This window comes from Streptomyces sp. STAM6 (assembly GCF_054963715.1).
In genome coordinates, this window is record NZ_JBUEFZ010000024.1 from 13,120 (window position 1) to 28,328 (window position 15,209).

At 69.7% G+C, this 15,209-nt stretch carries 29 protein-coding genes; 10 read left to right on the forward strand and 19 right to left on the reverse strand.

The window, feature by feature from the left end; translation table 11 throughout:
- Window positions 1-14: 14 nt before the first annotated feature.
- The 8 genes from ACY34K_RS24120 (at window position 15) to ACY34K_RS24155 (ending at window position 3,731) form a co-directional block, all read left to right on the forward strand.
- Window positions 15-488, forward strand: a complete 474-nt coding sequence (locus ACY34K_RS24120; RefSeq protein ID WP_462750533.1) for a hypothetical protein — start codon at window positions 15-17, stop codon at window positions 486-488.
- Between the two features lie 20 nt (window positions 489-508).
- A complete protein-coding gene (locus ACY34K_RS24125) occupies window positions 509-1,054 on the forward strand; it encodes a DUF1643 domain-containing protein (protein WP_462750535.1) in 546 nt (181 codons plus the stop codon).
- Complete coding sequence (locus ACY34K_RS24130; RefSeq protein ID WP_462750537.1) at window positions 1,051-1,638, forward strand: LuxR C-terminal-related transcriptional regulator; 588 nt, start codon at window positions 1,051-1,053, stop codon at window positions 1,636-1,638. Before ACY34K_RS24125 ends, ACY34K_RS24130 begins: the two co-directional genes overlap by 4 nt.
- Before the next feature lie 104 nt (window positions 1,639-1,742).
- Window positions 1,743-1,964 carry a hypothetical protein gene (locus ACY34K_RS24135; RefSeq protein ID WP_462750539.1) on the forward strand — a complete coding sequence of 74 codons (222 nt, stop codon included), beginning with the start codon at window positions 1,743-1,745 and terminating at the stop codon, window positions 1,962-1,964.
- Window positions 1,961-2,191: a hypothetical protein gene (locus ACY34K_RS24140; protein WP_462750541.1), complete on the forward strand. Its 231-nt coding sequence runs from the start codon at window positions 1,961-1,963 to the stop codon at window positions 2,189-2,191. Before ACY34K_RS24135 ends, ACY34K_RS24140 begins: the two co-directional genes overlap by 4 nt.
- Entirely contained in the window at window positions 2,188-2,688 is a 501-nt protein-coding gene (locus tag ACY34K_RS24145) for a hypothetical protein (RefSeq protein WP_462750543.1), read from the forward strand. The genes ACY34K_RS24140 and ACY34K_RS24145 overlap by 4 nt, the downstream gene beginning before the upstream one ends.
- On the forward strand, window positions 2,685-3,371 hold the full coding sequence (locus ACY34K_RS24150) for a nuclease-related domain-containing protein (protein WP_462750545.1): 687 nt from the start codon (window positions 2,685-2,687) through the stop codon (window positions 3,369-3,371). The genes ACY34K_RS24145 and ACY34K_RS24150 overlap by 4 nt, the downstream gene beginning before the upstream one ends.
- Window positions 3,372-3,485: 114 nt before the next feature.
- A complete protein-coding gene (locus ACY34K_RS24155) occupies window positions 3,486-3,731 on the forward strand; it encodes a hypothetical protein (protein ID WP_462750547.1) in 246 nt (81 codons plus the stop codon).
- A 24-nt stretch (window positions 3,732-3,755) separates the two neighbouring features.
- Here ACY34K_RS24155 and ACY34K_RS24160 read toward each other — a convergent pair whose 3' ends face one another.
- A complete protein-coding gene (locus tag ACY34K_RS24160) occupies window positions 3,756-3,881 on the reverse strand; it encodes a hypothetical protein (protein ID WP_462750549.1) in 126 nt (41 codons plus the stop codon).
- Window positions 3,882-3,937: 56 nt separating this feature from the next.
- Here ACY34K_RS24160 and ACY34K_RS24165 point away from each other — a divergent pair, with 56 nt between their 5' ends.
- The gene (locus tag ACY34K_RS24165) at window positions 3,938-4,276 is read left to right on the forward strand and encodes a DUF6233 domain-containing protein (RefSeq protein WP_462750551.1); all 339 of its coding nucleotides are present in this window, start codon (window positions 3,938-3,940) and stop codon (window positions 4,274-4,276) included.
- Here the strand turns inward: ACY34K_RS24165 and ku are convergent.
- The 6 genes from ku to ACY34K_RS24195 form a co-directional block, all read right to left on the reverse strand.
- The gene (gene ku, locus ACY34K_RS24170; RefSeq protein WP_462750553.1) at window positions 4,273-5,175 is read right to left on the reverse strand and encodes a non-homologous end joining protein Ku; all 903 of its coding nucleotides are present in this window, start codon (window positions 5,173-5,175) and stop codon (window positions 4,273-4,275) included. The genes ACY34K_RS24165 and ku overlap by 4 nt on opposite strands.
- Before the next feature lie 483 nt (window positions 5,176-5,658).
- Window positions 5,659-5,895, reverse strand: a complete 237-nt coding sequence (locus tag ACY34K_RS24175; protein ID WP_462750555.1) for a hypothetical protein — start codon at window positions 5,893-5,895, stop codon at window positions 5,659-5,661.
- Complete coding sequence (locus ACY34K_RS24180) at window positions 5,892-6,176, reverse strand: hypothetical protein (protein WP_462750557.1); 285 nt, start codon at window positions 6,174-6,176, stop codon at window positions 5,892-5,894. The genes ACY34K_RS24175 and ACY34K_RS24180 overlap by 4 nt, the downstream gene beginning before the upstream one ends.
- A gap of 12 nt (window positions 6,177-6,188) precedes the next feature.
- Window positions 6,189-6,953 carry a zinc metalloprotease gene (locus tag ACY34K_RS24185; protein WP_462750559.1) on the reverse strand — a complete coding sequence of 255 codons (765 nt, stop codon included), beginning with the start codon at window positions 6,951-6,953 and terminating at the stop codon, window positions 6,189-6,191.
- A gap of 57 nt (window positions 6,954-7,010) precedes the next feature.
- Window positions 7,011-7,406 carry a hypothetical protein gene (locus ACY34K_RS24190; protein ID WP_462750561.1) on the reverse strand — a complete coding sequence of 132 codons (396 nt, stop codon included), beginning with the start codon at window positions 7,404-7,406 and terminating at the stop codon, window positions 7,011-7,013.
- A gap of 138 nt (window positions 7,407-7,544) precedes the next feature.
- Complete coding sequence (locus tag ACY34K_RS24195) at window positions 7,545-7,754, reverse strand: hypothetical protein (RefSeq protein ID WP_462750563.1); 210 nt, start codon at window positions 7,752-7,754, stop codon at window positions 7,545-7,547.
- A 303-nt stretch (window positions 7,755-8,057) separates the two neighbouring features.
- On the opposite strand from ACY34K_RS24195, the gene ACY34K_RS24200 reads away from it, so the two are divergent.
- Window positions 8,058-9,140, forward strand: a complete 1,083-nt coding sequence (locus ACY34K_RS24200) for a hypothetical protein (protein WP_462750565.1) — start codon at window positions 8,058-8,060, stop codon at window positions 9,138-9,140.
- 57 nt (window positions 9,141-9,197) lie between these two features.
- Here the strand turns inward: ACY34K_RS24200 and ACY34K_RS24205 are convergent, their stop codons facing one another.
- The 12 genes from ACY34K_RS24205 to ACY34K_RS24260 all read right to left on the reverse strand — a co-directional run bounded on the left by ACY34K_RS24205 (window position 9,198) and on the right by ACY34K_RS24260 (window position 15,150).
- Complete coding sequence (locus ACY34K_RS24205; protein ID WP_462750567.1) at window positions 9,198-9,446, reverse strand: hypothetical protein; 249 nt, start codon at window positions 9,444-9,446, stop codon at window positions 9,198-9,200.
- Window positions 9,443-10,099 (reverse strand): hypothetical protein, encoded by a 657-nt coding sequence (locus tag ACY34K_RS24210; protein WP_462750569.1) that lies wholly within the window; start codon window positions 10,097-10,099, stop codon window positions 9,443-9,445. The genes ACY34K_RS24205 and ACY34K_RS24210 overlap by 4 nt, the downstream gene beginning before the upstream one ends.
- Before the next feature lie 2 nt (window positions 10,100-10,101).
- Entirely contained in the window at window positions 10,102-10,374 is a 273-nt protein-coding gene (locus ACY34K_RS24215; RefSeq protein ID WP_462750571.1) for a hypothetical protein, read from the reverse strand.
- A 226-nt stretch (window positions 10,375-10,600) separates the two neighbouring features.
- Entirely contained in the window at window positions 10,601-10,981 is a 381-nt protein-coding gene (locus ACY34K_RS24220; protein WP_462750573.1) for a hypothetical protein, read from the reverse strand.
- Window positions 10,978-11,718: a hypothetical protein gene (locus tag ACY34K_RS24225; protein WP_462750575.1), complete on the reverse strand. Its 741-nt coding sequence runs from the start codon at window positions 11,716-11,718 to the stop codon at window positions 10,978-10,980. Before ACY34K_RS24225 ends, ACY34K_RS24220 begins: the two co-directional genes overlap by 4 nt.
- Window positions 11,719-11,720: 2 nt before the next feature.
- On the reverse strand, window positions 11,721-11,966 hold the full coding sequence (locus ACY34K_RS24230; RefSeq protein ID WP_462750577.1) for a hypothetical protein: 246 nt from the start codon (window positions 11,964-11,966) through the stop codon (window positions 11,721-11,723).
- Window positions 11,963-12,322 (reverse strand): hypothetical protein, encoded by a 360-nt coding sequence (locus ACY34K_RS24235; protein ID WP_462750579.1) that lies wholly within the window; start codon window positions 12,320-12,322, stop codon window positions 11,963-11,965. Before ACY34K_RS24235 ends, ACY34K_RS24230 begins: the two co-directional genes overlap by 4 nt.
- A 3-nt stretch (window positions 12,323-12,325) precedes the next feature.
- Entirely contained in the window at window positions 12,326-13,246 is a 921-nt protein-coding gene (locus ACY34K_RS24240; RefSeq protein WP_462750581.1) for a hypothetical protein, read from the reverse strand.
- Window positions 13,243-13,638, reverse strand: a complete 396-nt coding sequence (locus ACY34K_RS24245; RefSeq protein ID WP_462750583.1) for an ASCH domain-containing protein — start codon at window positions 13,636-13,638, stop codon at window positions 13,243-13,245. Before ACY34K_RS24245 ends, ACY34K_RS24240 begins: the two co-directional genes overlap by 4 nt.
- A complete protein-coding gene (locus ACY34K_RS24250) occupies window positions 13,638-13,994 on the reverse strand; it encodes a hypothetical protein (protein ID WP_462750585.1) in 357 nt (118 codons plus the stop codon). The genes ACY34K_RS24245 and ACY34K_RS24250 overlap by 1 nt, the downstream gene beginning before the upstream one ends.
- Complete coding sequence (locus ACY34K_RS24255) at window positions 13,991-14,623, reverse strand: endonuclease VII domain-containing protein (RefSeq protein WP_462750587.1); 633 nt, start codon at window positions 14,621-14,623, stop codon at window positions 13,991-13,993. Before ACY34K_RS24255 ends, ACY34K_RS24250 begins: the two co-directional genes overlap by 4 nt.
- A complete protein-coding gene (locus tag ACY34K_RS24260; protein ID WP_462750589.1) occupies window positions 14,620-15,150 on the reverse strand; it encodes a hypothetical protein in 531 nt (176 codons plus the stop codon). Before ACY34K_RS24260 ends, ACY34K_RS24255 begins: the two co-directional genes overlap by 4 nt.
- Window positions 15,151-15,209 lie beyond the last annotated feature (59 nt).

The following is a 15,209-nucleotide window of genomic DNA, read 5'->3' on the forward strand; positions in this document are numbered from 1 at the left end:
AGGAGACCTGACCCATGACCGACACGCTTGAGACGAGCCGCGACATCCACACGCACTTCGGACTGTCGTACGCAAACTACCTGGTGCTGCCGCGGACGCTGCTGCAGTCCATGCCGAAGGAGTGGCAGCACCAGTTCGTCCACCTGATCGACGAGCTTCAGGCGGCGTTCGCGCACGTCCCTCAGGCCGACTGCTACAAGGTCGAGGCAGCCGAGGAACACACGGTCTGGGAGATGACCGAGACCGAGCTGAAGCGGGCCGGGATCCGCGCCAACTGGTACGGCGGCGCCATCCCCCCGGAAGGCCTGTCCGAAGAGGACCTGGTGGAGTGGCGGCACCAGCACGAACAGACCCGCCCGGACTACACCGACGCCGACGGGCACGAGGTCGACCAGTACAGCACGGTGCTGCTGCCCACGGTGGACCCGGTGCCGTACTACAACCGCGGCCGCACCCACATTGAACCGGCTATCGGTGGTGGCCGGTGACCGTCCTGACGACGGGGCTGATGCCCGAGACTGAGCTGGATGTGCTGCTGGAGCAGGAGCACGACCTGTGCGGGGCGGCCGCGTCGGCGGTGTTCGACAGCGCACGTCGCCGCTACCGCTACCTCCTGACCCGGGTGTGGGACCCGACCGCGCCGCTGGCCGTGTTCCTCATGCTCAACCCGTCCACCGCCGGCGCCCAGCAGGACGACCCCACGATCCGCCGCTGTGTCGGCTTCGCCCGAGCATGGCAGCGGGGAGGGATAGCCGTGGTCAACCTGTTCGCCCTGTGCTCCACCAACCCGGCCAGGCTGCGCACGGACCCCGATCCCGTCGGCCCACACAATCCGGCATTCGTCAGGCAGGCCGTCCGCCGCTCCGACCTGGTCGTCGCAGCATGGGGCGCCGGCGGTGTCCTCGCCGACCGCGGTCAGGAGATGGCCGCCGCCCTGCGCACCGCCGGGGTACAGCTGCAGTCCCTGGGGTTCACGTCGACCGGCCAGCCCCGCCACCCGCTGTACCTGCCGAGCACTGCGGAACTGGTGCCGTACGCGGAGGGCGGGTCATGACGGCCCGTAAGCCGGTGGGCCCGTCGCCAAACGGCGGCGGGCCTGTCCCATCCCTGACAGACCGCGAGCTGGTGTTGCTCATGCATATGGCCCTGGGAGCCACGTACGAGACGGCAGCCCGGCCGCTCAACGTTGCCGACCGGACTGCCTCATGGATGGCGCAGCAGGTCATGAGGAAGCTGGGGGCGAAGAACATCACGAACGCCGTGTACATCGCCTGCCAGCTCGGCATTCTGGTTGTCGACCCGCCACGCCCGCGCGACAGCGAAGTCGCCGCTGCGCCGAGCGTTCGCCTGCTCCGGTCGCTGATGGCCGAGGGGTTCAGCATGTCGTTCATTGCCGAGCGTATGGCGATGGGGCAGCCCGAGCTGAGTGTCCTGATGAACCGCAAGCACATCACCCCGGCCATGGAGGCTCGGGTGCGGAGGGCGTTCGCTGACCTGGCGGGCCGAGACCCTCTTGCTCTCGGTGTCCATCCGCGTGGTCGGTCCCGTGCGCTGAACCGCGCGCGCGTTGAAGGCTGGGAGATCGTCGGCCCTCTCGAGACTGAGCAGATCCGCAGAGCCATTCCGCACGCTGCGTGACGCTCTGCAGGACTAGGTCTCCCGATTGCGGGGCTGAGACCCGTACCCGCCAGTAGACCTGCCTGTCTCGTAACTCACTGTCACATCACGCCCGTGGAGGGCCCATGCACGCCAAACACCGCGCCTTCCTCATCTACACCCTCCTCGTCCTCGCCCTCACGTTCGTACTGAAGGTGATCTGGGACGGCTACACCCATGGCGCCCGCGCCCCGTGGTGGGTCATCGTCCTCGCGGCCGCCGCCGTGATGCTGATAGCCGACCAGCTCGAGCAGGCCATCACCCGCCGGCTCGCACGGCACGCCCGCCGCAGGGCGGCCAGCCGGTGAACCGGCGCCGCCGCGCCCGGTGCGCGGTCTGCACCCGCTCCATCGCCCTGACGCGCAACGGCGGCATGTGGGACCACGGCCGGCCGCTCTGCCCCGGCTCACGCCGCATGCCGGCCGACCCGCCCCGCCGGGAACGCATCTGGCCCGCCAGGCACCGCGGGCGCCGCGTCACCACCATCCGCGGCGGCGTCGACACCTGGACCGACACCACTGAAGGAGCAGCATGAGCAATCACCGGTCCGTGGAGGACCAGCTGCGGGCGGAGCTTCGCCTGGCCCGGCAGCACGCGCACACCACGGATGCCGACCGCGCCGAGACTGAGGCCCGTCTGCACGAATCCCAGGCGGCGGTGAGGCGGGCGGACGCGCTGGCCGCCCGTGCCCATGCTGAGGCGGTGAACGCCCGGGCTGCGGTCGATGAGGTGCGCCGCCTGTGCGACCTGACCATTAGCGAGTCGGTGCGGGTCCAGGCTGTGGAGCAGGCCCGCGACACGCTCGCCGTCATCGACCGGTGCATGGACGGACAGCCTGCGCCCGGGGACGCGGCATGGGGCACGGTCTGGCTACACACGAACTGGCGGTACCTGACCAGCAAGATGACGACGCAGGAGCGGGAGACGGCCGCTGATGCGGTCGCCCGCTGGTCTGCCGCCCTGCACGCCGACGATCCGAACATCGAGCCAGGTGAGCCGGACGGGCTGCGTTGGTGGAGGGACGACCGATGAACACAGCTGGGGCTTCGGCGGCCGCGCACGCGGCGGAGTTACGGGCGCGGGCGCGGCGGGGTGTGTGGCGGCGTGTGCTGTCGCTGCTGGGGGTGAGCTGGCACACGGCCCGGGCGGACGCTGTGGCGGCCCGGTATGAGCACGGGGCGCGGGGCGAGAAGGAGACCGCCCGGCTCCTCACGCCGCTGAAGGGTGCAGGCTGGCGGGTCTGGCACGACATGGCGGTTCCCGGCTACCAGGCGAACGTCGACCACGTCCTGGCCGCGCCGGATGGGACCGTCGTGGTGCTGGAGACGAAGGCGTGGGCGAAGAACCAGCCGACGGCGCTGGTGCAGGGCCGGGTGCACTGCGGGCTGGAAGACCGGCACCGGAAGGTTGAGGACGCCGCCAAGTACGCGGCCCGGGTCGCGAAGGCGCTGGGTGTGCCTGAGGCGACGGTGAAGCCGCTGTTCGTGGTGCACGGCTCGTCGGTCGCCGGGGGCCATCTGGCCGTGCGTGTGGTCGGCCGGTCCGAGCCGGTGTTCGTGATCGGTGCCGGCCTGCTGTTGTCGACGCTGGCAGCAGCGCCCAAGGTGCGGGATCCGGCGCGGGCGGCGGCCGTGGCAGCGCGTGTCGACTTGGTACTGCAGGACGCTGTGTCTGGGGCTTCCCTGGCCAGGGGTGGAGGCGTACGGTCGGGATGACCATGGGGCCGCACGGAGCGGCCCGGTTTTCCTTTGAGGGATGCCGGGCCGCTTTCGTGTGTCAGGGGCCAGGCTCGGGGCGGTTGTCAGTGGGGCCGCTTAGGATCCGGGCCCGTGGCAGATAGAAAAGAACAGCAGGCCAGCATGGATGTCCTGGTGGAGCTGAAACGATCCTCCGAAGCGGCGCGCGTGGAGGCGACGGCGGGGGTGTACAGCGGGGAGGCATGGGCGCCGTGGCTTGAGGCGGCGGAGGCTTTCCAGGCGGCGGTCACCGAGCACGCCGAGCGGCATGGGTTGAACCGGTTCGACGTGGAGGTGGAGGCAACCCGGCGCGCCCTGCATCCCGAGGAAGCCGAGTAGAGCAACCTCCCGGGGACGGGTTGGCTAGCGGGCTTCGGCCTCGCGGCGCAGGAGCCCGCACCAGTCGCACTGCGGCTCACTGTCCGGGTCGATCTCGCTGACCGTACGGCAGTCGGGGCACTGCCAGGTCTCGGGCTGCTCGTCTCGCATGCCTGTGCACTGCCCTTGATGAGCCGTGGAAACACCCCGGCCATATACTCGAACATGTGTCCGATGATTTGCCGCCTGACCTGCTGAGACTCCGCGTCATAGAGACGTGGTGCCTGGGCTACCTCGAGCGGGTGCGGGCCCGGATCCGCGAGGTGGAGCAGCGGGAAGCCGCGTCCGGCCCGCGCGTGCCGCCGCCGGATACCCCCTACCGGCTGCAGCGCGGTATCGACCAGCGCCGCATCCCCATGAAGCTCCACGTGTCCGGCTGCTCCATGGCGAAGAACGCGCACGGGATCAGCGAGGAGCAAGCGCGTCAGGCGCTCGTCGAGCAGGTTGTCGCCTGCGGGATCTGCCGGCCGGAGGTCGGCCTCGGCATGCCGGACTACATGGGCTAGCCGGCCTTCCTCGGCTTCCGCGGCGCCGTCTTCTTCGCGGACGCCTTCTTGGCGGTGGACTTCTTCGCCTTCTCCTTCTCCTTCGGCATCTCGTGCACGGTCGCTGGCTCGCTGGTCTCGCCGCGGGACGCCTTGGCCTGCTCCACGCTGGCGTTCAGGGCGGCCATCAGGTCGACCACCGTCCCGGGCGGTTCTGCCTCTGGCGCGACCGGCTCGGGCCGGTGCCCCTCCGCCTTAGCGTGGATGACCTCCTCGAGGGCCTCGCGGTACTCGTCCCGGAACTGGGTGAGGTCATCCGTGGTCATTGCCTCGATGAGCGCCACGGCGCCGTCGATCTCCGTGTCGTCGATGCCCATCTCCTCCGGGACAAGCTCGGCCGGGTCGCGGATCTCGTCCGGCCAGCGCATCGCATGCAGCAGGATTGCCCCGTCCTTCACCCGCAGCAGGCCCAGGCGCTCCCTGCCGTGCCATGCGAACTTCACGACGGCGACCTTCGTGGACCGCTCCAATGCTTGTTCCAGCAGCCGGTACGGCTTGGCGGCCACCTGTCCGTCGGCGGCCAGATAGTAGGAGTCGGCGATCCGGATGGCGTCGATCGACTCGGCCGGCACGAACGCGACGACCTCGATCGCTTTGGCGGTCGGCAGCGGCATCTGTTCAAGCTCGGCGTCCGTGACAGCGATGAGGGTGTCCTTGTTCAGCTCGTAGCCCTTGCCGATCTGGCTCTGGTCGAGGACCTGGCCGTCGAGCTCGCAGGTCTTCTGGTAGCGGACACGGCCGCCGTCCTCGAGGTGGATCTGCCGGAACGAGATCGAGTGATCCTCGGTGGCGGACAAGACCTTGATCGGGATCGTGACGAGGCCGAAGCTGATCGCGCCGCTCCAGACGGGACGAGGCATCGGGCACCTCCCAGGCGGCCCCCCTGGATGGACGACCAGCCTATGGCGACCGGAGCGAGGAGGCACGCTGGCATGCGCCTGGCCTCCCGTGGGGAGCCGGGAGGCGGCGCGGCCCCGCCCATATGCCTGCACCCCGGGCGGGGCCTTGCGCTGCTGCTCGACGGGGGTGAGCGAGTAGCGACGCGGTCACAGCATGGCACTGCTTTCAGCCAGGTAACAGGGGTGTGACCGGAAACAGTTGATGTAGACACCGAGTGCCCGCCGTCCCCAGGAACGGCGGGCACTGCGTGTCTCCGGGGGCCTCTGCCCCGCGCGGTGTGACCTCCCACTGAGCTGGGCACCGCATTGCGGGAGGGACTGGCGTTCCCGCCGCCCGGCTGAATCCCGGCAGACAAGGCCCGCCCCGCATCCGTGGGGACGCCGTTGCCAGCCGTGGGCCTGGGAGGACGGGCGGAAGGCGCCTACACCGCCCACGGGGACGGTTCAGCTCCTGCCCTCAGGATGGCACGCGGCACTGACACCGGTCCCCGGAATCCGGTGAAGCTGAGCCCGGGCGTACAGCACGGCGCGGTGTGCGGCAGCCTCTTCGGTGTGGCCGGTGTTCTCGAGATGGCGGATGTGGCGGGCGGTCAGGTGCCGCTGGCCGTAGGCGAGGATCCCGCCGGCGACGAGGAGACCGGCGAGGGCGCCGCCGAGGACGTGCAGGCCGGTGTCTGTCACTGCCCGGCCCCGGGGATGCGGAGCCACGAGGGCGGGGAGACGGTGCACGGTGTGGTGCGGCTTTCCCGCTGGGCGTCCTGGCCGTCGTCGGCGACGAGGATGTTCCCGGTGGCGGGGTCTCGGACGAAGGCCTCGTAGCGGAGGAGGCGTTGGCCCTCGGTCGTCGTGCTGATGCTGAGGCTGGTGTCCTGGGGGACGTCGTTGGGGCTGATGCTGTTGGCGGTGAGCCAGTCGCACAGGGCGAGGCGCCGCTTCTCTATGGCCGGGTTGTCGGCTTTCATCCGCGCTCGTCCTCAGTTCTGCCGGAGGTGGTAGTTGGCGGCGAGCTGCTCGAGCCCGGGGACGTCGAACGGGGGCGTGTACTTCCCGGCGTCGATGGCGTTGAGGTAGCCACCTGAGGGGCTGCACAGGAGGGGGCGGGTGCCGGAGGCGGTGGTCACGCACTCGTACGGCTCCACGGTCCCGTCGCCGTCCTTGTCGGTGTTCGGGTGCGCCAGGCCTATGACGTGCCCCAGCTCGTGACTGACGCCGTTGGCGCGGTACGCGTCGTTCTTGACCGGGTCGGACGAGAACCAGGCGGGGTGTTCCCAGTACTCGGAGTCCATGAGGACGTGCCCGCCCCACGCTGAGCCGTCGGCGATGGCGTAGCAGGAGCGGGCCTGGGAGTAGCCGGCGACTCCGGTGGGCTGGTGGGTGTAGTGGACGACGATGCGGTGCCGGGGCGGGCACTGGTCACGGGGCGTGGTGTCGATCGTGGTGGTGACGGTGACCTGGACGCCGGTCACGCTGGTGATCTGCGCGGCGGGCCGGGTCAGGTACGGCGCGAGGACGGTGCGGGCGGTGGTGTCCGCGAAGACGATCTCGTACGGGTCGGGGTGGAGGCTGTAGATCCCGCGGTCGGTGTTGATGCGCCAGCCGCGGCCTTCGTAGGTGGGGGTGGTGGTGACGCCGGCGGCGGTGGGGGCGTGCGCGGCGAGGATCAGGGCGAGGGCGGCGGTGGTGCCGGTCAGGAGCGCTGTCAGGCGGCGGGTGCGGGGATGCTGGGGGGATTGCGGCATACACCCCATGCTGGGCACGGAACGGCCCCGTATTGCCCCCGCTCGGCCCCGTGGCTGCTAGTCCTTGGCCCATGCGGGATTGAAGTCCGGGTGGTCCTCCCAGAGACGTGCCACCTGGGTCAGGTAGAGCCAAAGCCCGTAGCGGTTGGAACCTGCGAGGGCAGTTGACCGGCTGCTATTGGTGATTGTCACCGACTCGCTCACCAGCCCCGACAAGGCACCGAAGAATTCGGATGTGCGGGTTGGGCCGTGGGCCGCAATCCAGTCCTCCACCTTCTTCTTCCCCAGGGCTTTGCTTCCCTCATCGAGACGCGTGGGGAGGCTGGGCCGGATCTTCACCCCTTGGGACACCCAGTAGCGCACGCCTCCGGCATCCTCGATCTCGGCCTCGGCGCGCACTCTAATGAAGTCGCGCAGGTCAAGGAGGTCTTGCGGGGTGATATCGGTGGTCATGTGCGGAAGTCTGGCAGACGGATCGGTGCCTGGCGGTGGCATCGGCTTCGGTGATGGGCACCGCCAGGCGCTCCGTCCAGGGTGGCACGGGGCACTGACAACCCCGTCGGCGTGTGGCCGCTGGGGTCGGCCGGCCGGTCAGCCCCAGATGGAGTCGGACAGCGGTGTGAGCGCGTTGGTGACGGCGGCCGCGACGTCGGTGGGGGAGGGTGCGCCCCATATCGAATCGTCCTGTACGGCCGCGCCGGCCGTGGGGGTGGTGGCGGCGGCGGAGGCGGGGGCCGTGGTGGCGGCGAGGGCGGCTGCGGTGATGAGGGCGAGGGCGGTGACGGCGGTGCGAGCTCGCACAGGTTCCTCCCGTATTGCGATATGGGTGCGGTTGATGGTGGTCCGCACTGTGGCACGGGTGGTGTGGGTGGGCTAGGGGTTGGGGTCCTCCCCGTGACCAAGCGCGTCCTGCTGCGAGTCCCCTGTCACAACTCCAGTTCTGGCAGGCGGGAGTTGTGCGCGAGGAGGAAACTCCTGGTTACGGGGAGGAACCTTGCCTGTACGCTCCCGCATGAACGTGCCTGTTTCAACGATCTGGTCGCGCGGCTGTTCGCATTGCGGAGACTCGCAAAGGTGTGACGGCCGCCACATATTGTGGGGTGGGTGTTGCTGGAGGGGTTGGGAGAGGGACGGCCGTCACAGGCAGCCGTCGACCTGTACAAGAGACTCGCCCGCGGCGAGGACCTGGCGCCGGGCGATGAGGGGCCGCTCGAGGAGCTGGTGGCGTGGCGGCTGGCCTCGGTCGACACCGACGGGCCCGGGGGCCGGGCGGCCGGCACGCCGGTGGTCCTGGACCCGATGCAGGCGGCCCGGCAGCGCCGGGACGAGGCGATGGACCTGTGGGTGAAAGCCGCCAAGGATTTGGTCGCGGTGCCGCGGATTGCGGACGAGCTGACGGTTGAGTTCGAGCGGTCGAAATGGTGGTCCGGGCCGGGCAGCGAGTTCCTCGCCGACCCCGAGACGGTGAACGCCAGGATCGCGCAGGCTTTAAACGGCGCGCGCTGTGAGCTGCTGACCGCCCAGCCCGGCGGTCCCCGCACCCCGGAGCAGGTGAGCCGGGCCCGGGTGCGGGACGGTGACGCTCTCGCCCGCGGGGTGGAGATACGTTGCCTCTACCGCGACACCGTGCGGGACGACCCGACGACATCGCTGTACGCGCGGCAGATGTCGGCCCGGGGCGCCCAGTTCCGTACCCTCGTCGGCCCGTTCCAGCGGTGCGTCATCATCGACCGGTCCCAGGCGTACATCTCCGACCACGTCGTGCGGGACGCCGCACCCCACGCGGCCCGGCATGTGAAAGACCGCGGGGTCGTCGGGTTCATCGTCGCCGTGTTCGAGGAGGAATGGCGGCGGGCGGAGCCGTGGGCAGGTGAGCGGCGGCCGTCCCGCGCCGACGACCCGGACGCGCCAGGCGCGGCGGGCGCGGCGGGTATCGCGGGCGGGGAGACGACGGCGGTCCGGACGACGGAGCTGCAGCGGGAGATCCTCCTCGACGCCGAGCTCGGCATCCTGCAGAGCCACACCGCGGCCCGTCTCGGCATCAGCGCCCGCACCCTCAGCGCCCACCTGTCCGACCTGCGGAAAGCGTGGGGTGCGCCGACCCTGCCGGCGCTGATCGCGCTGTGGGTCCGCTCCCCGGACCGGGCCCTGGTCGACGACGCCAACCGCCAGGCAGGTGCTGCCTGACGCTGCACGAAGGCCCGGCCCCCGAATCGAAGGGGGTCGGGCCTTCGCGCGTCAGGGTCAAGCGGACGAGCGCGGGTGGCATGCGCAGGAGCACAGCCGGCCGGTGAACTTGTGGTTGAGGCGACACCGGCCGTGCAGATGGCGCGCGTGCTCGTGGAGCCGTTCCCGGTCAGGGACATGGACCTCCGCGGCGCGCTCACACTCGCGTGCCGTCTCGCACGCCGTCGACACATAGGCGGGAAGCTCGATCAGGGCGAGGACATCGTCGGGCAGCTGTTCACGGGTGGAGCCGGGCGGGTTCGTCACGGCTGTTCCCTCCTGGTTGCGTTCGACGGCTGGTGGCTCTTCAGCTCGGCCAGCTCCCGCTGTACCTCCACGAGCTTCGCCAGGTGCTCGGCGGCCACCTGCCGCCAGTCGGGGACGGCACCGTACTGCTGGCCGTCGCTGCCCATCAGCAGCGTGTCCCAGCCGCGCAGCGCGTACTCCAGATCGACGATGCGGCCGCGCAGGCCTTCGGGATCGCGGTCCTGCCGGAGCTCGGCCACCTCAGCCTCGAGCCGGTCCACGTCCTGCACGGTCCGCTTCCTCTGAACCTCGCGGCCGCGGTCATAGCCCCGGCGGAACGCCGCCCGCTTCTCCTCCCGCGGGCAGTCGTCGATCCACTGCAGCAGATGCTCGGCTGCGTACCGGTGATCCCGCGCCTCCTCCGGGGCCGTCTGCGCGGTCTCCTCAAGGCTGATGCCGCAGTTGTAGGTGCGGCACAGCTCGTCCGCCAGCTTCGCGATGCGCTCCTCACGGGTGGGCGGCGCGGTGGTGGCCTCTGCACGTACCAGCTCCTGGTTCTCAGCAGTTGCGGGGTGCCCCGGGCAGAGGAAGGGATAGGGCGGATTCGGGTCGGTGCACAGGGCGCATTCTTCAGCGTTGCCGTTGCAGCACCACGGCTCTCGTAGTTCCTTCATCGCTACTGCTCGGCTTCGAAGGCGGTGAGCACCTCAGGGATCTCCCGGGCCCGGGCGTGCGGGCAGCGGGGCTCCGTGGCGAACCACATGTGGGCCTGGCAGTAGCCGTGGTGGTCGTAGTAGCACGGGTCAGGGTCGACGAAGTCAGCAGCGAGCTGCGTGAGCCGCTCCACGTCCGCGCGGAGTCGCTGGATCGCGGGAGCAGCCAGCACGGCGTCGGCTAGGGCGGCGGCCTCGGTCATATTGAGGATGATGGCCTTGCCTCGCTGTGCCATGGCGACGCTGTTCGGGCCGAGCCGAAGCGGTACGGTCCGCGCTGCCGCAGCGACCTGTTCCGCAAGCTCGCCGGAGTGGCGGCCGGTGGTGCAGGTCACCGCTTGCGGATCGGTACTCAGGCGGTCTGCGCGTGGGGCCTCGAGCGGTGTCCGGCCGCAGCAGGGCATCAAGCCGGATCCCTGTGGCGGGCAGGCGTGGACGGTCTCACTGGGTACGTCGGTCACGTCACTCCTTGATGGCGGTGGTCTGGCGGGGTGCGAAGGCGAGGGTTGCGTCCCACATGTCGCTGGGGTCCGGGCAGTAGGTGATGTCCTGAACCTGGTAGCGGGTGGACCGGCCGTCGGACCGGTCCAGGATCAGGTAGTCGCCGGGACGGATCAGCGGGCCGACGATCGGGCCCCAGCCGAAGGCCTTCAGCTGCTGGCCGTCGTTGATGACGCGGGTGATGGTGAAGTCGTGGCCCCAGCAGCGCTGCCCGGGGCCGTAGTCGTGGGTGGCAGGCTTACGTTCCCCGGTGGGGATGGTGGTCTGGCCGGCGATCGGGGGCGGGGTCCGCTCCGACAGCCGGGCCTGCACCTGGGAGAGACGTGCCTGCTGATCTGTCACGGCGTGTCCTCCGCGTTGGGGAGCTCGGGCTGGAGCTCTGCGTGCCCCTTCGCCTCCCACTGCTCACGATAGGAGCGGACCTGGCCGGAACAGTCCTGCCGGGCGTGGAAGACCGCGGAGTTGTCGCCGAGGTCCGGGCGCCACAGGTTCGGTCCGGGGAACCGTACGGCCTTCATACGGGACGTGATCGGCTCTCCACACCCGAGACAGCAGCCAGGCTTGATGGCCATCAGCCGCTCGGTGTGCTGCATCTGCACGTCGACCGCCAGCTCGGTGGTGACATGGGTGCAGGGAGGGATCTCATTGCAGAGGCGGCAGACGCTGTAGTGCTCGGGCAGCACGTAGAAGGAGCGTGAGGCGCGCACGGCGTAGTGCTTCGGCTTGGCTGCCGGCCGGTCGGCGGGGCGGATGACGATGACGACCGGGCGGTGCTCCCAGGTGGCGCGTTCCGGCTGGGGTCCCATGTCGCGGCCGGCCATGACCTGCTCGACCCACCACTGGGTGAACCGGTCCCACTCGTTGAGGAAATACTCAGGCCACAGGTCCAGCGGGCGTTCCTTGACCTCGATGACTTCGTGGGCACAACGCCCACCGAAGACGATGATCGATCCGGGTTGGATGCGGGTGCTGTAGTCGGTCTCCTTCAGACGCGGCGCCACGCCGTCGACGGGGAGGCTACCGAGCTTGCGAGTCTGGGTGGGGCGCCACTCGTTCAGGACGCTGATCGGGACGCGCATAGTCAGGCCTCCCTGTGGTCGTCGGCGAAGGGGTCGTGGAAGTAGCTGTGGGTCCGGGCTTCGATCGCGGCGAAGCGTTCGTCCTCGCGGGCTTGCTGCTCGAAGGGGTCGTCGGGGTCGGGGGTGTAGCCGGACGGCTGTGTCTCGGGCGGCCACTCTGGGCGCCGGTCCAGGGCGGTGACGTCCGGCCGGGGGTTGGTTCGTAGGCGGGTGAGGGCGGCTGCCCTGCGCTCCTCCAGCGTGCTCACAGGCTGTCCGCCTCCTCACTGGGCACGGCCAGCAGGGACAGTTCCGCCGGGTCGTCGGCCAGCGAGCGCAGCCACGCGGCCACGACGCCCCAGTCGCCGCGGAGCGTTTCGGCCTTCTCGGCGACGAGGTTGAGGACTGCTGTCTCCAGCTGCTCGCGCGCCTGCCGGATGCGGTCGTTGTAGTCCCGCTGACCAGCCTCGATCTCCCGGATGGTCAGGTACTTCCCGGTTCGCCTGTCGACCAGGGGCGCGTACCGGTAGTGGCCGTAGGCGGCGAGCTGGAACAGCTCGTACTGGGCGATGTTGTACGCCTTCTGTGTCTCGGTGAGCTCCGGCTCGGCGTCGGTGTCGGTCACGGCTCAGTCCTCCTCGGTCGTGTCGGCGGCGGCCGCGCGGGCGGCTTCGGCTTCGGACTCGCTGTTCGGGCCGGCCTGAGCGAGGACGGCACGGTGCTTGCGGGCCACCTCAGTCAGAGGCCGGGACCAGCGGTGCCTGCCGGCCACCTGGTCGAGGGAGCCTCGGCATTCATCGGTGTGCTCGTGCTGCTGCTCGCAGTCCCAGCCGACGATGAGGGCGTACAGCCAGGCGTCGGTGCGGTTGTGAGCCCACTCGCGAGAGTCGTTTCGCAGGTTGTGGCGCAGGGACCACAGGGCCCGGTGCACGCCCGCCAGGAGCATGCCCTGCTCGCCGCTGAAGCGCCGCTGGGACTCGTAGGCGAGGTACATGGCCCGCCCGGCGTCCCGGGCCTGGACGACCTCGTCCTCGGCGTCCCAGAGCCGGTCGTACAGCTCGGCAAGCGACTGGTCGGTCTGGTCCGCGAGAGGGGTGCGGTGCTCGGGGTCGGTCTGCGGCGGGGCTTGCGGCAGTACCCCGGTGACGGTGAGGAGGTGCTGCTCCCACAGGGCGCCCAGAACACGGTGCCAGCGCTGCGGAGTGGGGGTCCAGCCGCAGGCGCAGTCGACGGTCCACCGCTGCTCGGTGAGCTGCACGCGGCGCGGGGCGTGGGCGGTGACGAGCTCGGCGTGCTCGGGGCAGATGTGCTCGCCGCCTGGGACGCGGAGGTAGCCGTTGCCGAGCCGCTTCCATCCCGTGGCGGACCAGGATTCGCGTTCCGGGGGGCGTCCGTCCATGGCGGCGAGGGCGTCGTACTGGTTGTGGCACCCGGGGACGAGGCACGTGTGGAGGACGGGCATGTTCTGGTGCTGTTCGAGGCGGGTGTACAGGTCCTTGAGCTGGTCTTCGGTCAGCTCGGCGAGCGGCGTGCGCTGTTCACGGATCACGCGGCTGCCTCCTGGATCTGGCGCTCGACGGCGAGCAGGACGTCCTCGGGCGGGGTCCAGAAACTGAGCTTCCCCGTAGCCGGGATGGGCTCGGTCAGGGCGGTGACGTCGGCGAGTTCCCAGTGGTAGGCCTGCGCGAAGCCCCACGGGCGGCAGCAGGTGCCGTCGTCGGACCAGTGGCAGCCGGTGAGGGTGACGGCCCCGACGATGGCGCTGTACACGTCCAGGTGGGTGCCGAAGACCCGTGCTTCCTTGTCGGGCTGGGCGGCGGCGTGGAGGAGGATCCGGGCGCCGAGGTGTTTGCCCGGGAGTTTCCACGTCCTGTTTTCCACTCGTTTCGAGTGGTGGGCGATCGCGCCGGCCCAGGGCTGCCGGATCGTCAGAGCGCGCATCACATGCCTCCTTCGTCGGCGACGTGCTTGCGGTAGGTGATCAGCGCGGAAGCGAGCGCGGACTGGTGGATGTCGGAGAAGTAGGCGGCGGCGTTCTTGCCGAAGGCGTTCTGCGCGTCCTGCAGGGTGACGTAGTAGGCGGCCCAGGCGGCTTCAAAGCTGTCGTTCTGGCGCTCGTCCTGGATTGCGTCGCGGTGTTCGGGGGTGAGAAGGGCGCGGCAGTCAGCGCACGGGACGCCTTTGGGGTGGCCGGGGCTGCGGCAGGCGCGGTTTCCGTCGGGCTGGAGGTCGTGGGATGCGGCTGGGTGGGAGCAGCTGATGCAGTGTGTCAACGGCTGCTCGGACGGCTCGGTCACTGAGACCTCCAGCGCTTTCCGGTCGGGGAGACGTGCATGTCGTGGGGGCCTTCGACCATGCAGCGCTCAACCGGGGCGTCGCCCTTCGAGACCAAGCCGGCCAAACAAGGAGCCATCTCCGGCTCCTCGTCGTCGGCGGGGTCCCAGGTGGCGAGCGGGTCGCGGTCGGTCGCGGCGTGACTCCGCAAGTAGGCCGCGCCCCTCTCGAGGAACTCGGGGCGATCCCGCAACAAGCCAATCGCTCGGTTGCAGTTGACGCACAGAAGCCCGCGCACACAATTACCGCAGGTCTTCCCGCCTGGGCAGCAGGAGTGATCGTGGTCCACATTGAGACGACGCCCGTTGTTCGTCCCGCCGCAGATGGCACACACGCCGCCCTGGGCGGCGTGCAAAGCGTCGTACTTGGCAGACGTAATTCCGTATTTTGCTCGTAGGTGCCCCTCGCGCTTGCACTCGTTCAGGCGTTCGCGGTTCGACTCTCGGTACTGCCTAAAGTACTCGCTACGGGAACCTCGATTGCGCTCATTGATCGCCCGACGACATTCCCTGCACTTGGACCGTGTTGTCGTGCCGTTCTTGTGGAAGTGATCGAGCGGCTTCACGCGGCTACATTCCGTGCACGTCTTCACGAGGTGGCACCCATGTCATCTTCGTCATCGGCAGGATCCCAAGGAGCGAGTGGGTCTCGTTCTGTTGCCGCCCAAGACCATGTGGGGCAGGGCCAGGGGTGGTCGCACTCGACGCAGTAGCCGGACGTCATGCCGCCAGAAGCGCTGTCCGCGGAGTGGGCTTCGGCTATGCGTGCCAGGCGGGGATCATCGAGGGGTTCGATGGTCGTCGCGCCGCCGTGGCCGTGGATGCCCTCGGTCCATTCCAGGCCTCCGGGGTGGGCGGTTGTCGTCGGGTACTTGCCGAACCAGTGGATGGCGGCTTGGCCGTCGGAGAAGACGGCGATCTCGGCAGGCTGACCGGTGCCTGAGACTCCGGAGACGTCGACGTGACGGCGGAGGGTGTAGAAGCGGCGGCTGGTCCACTTGGCCGGGGGCGGGGCGGTCACGGGCCGGTCCGTCTGGGCGGGCTCGTCTGCCATGTTGCGGATGCGGGGGAGGAACTCGGCTTCGAAGGGGGTCTTCGGCTTGCGCGGCTGGTCTGTCATCGGCGGGTCTTCCAGTCGGGGTCGAAGGTGAGGGCGGGGGATCGTCGTTCCGGCTCGCG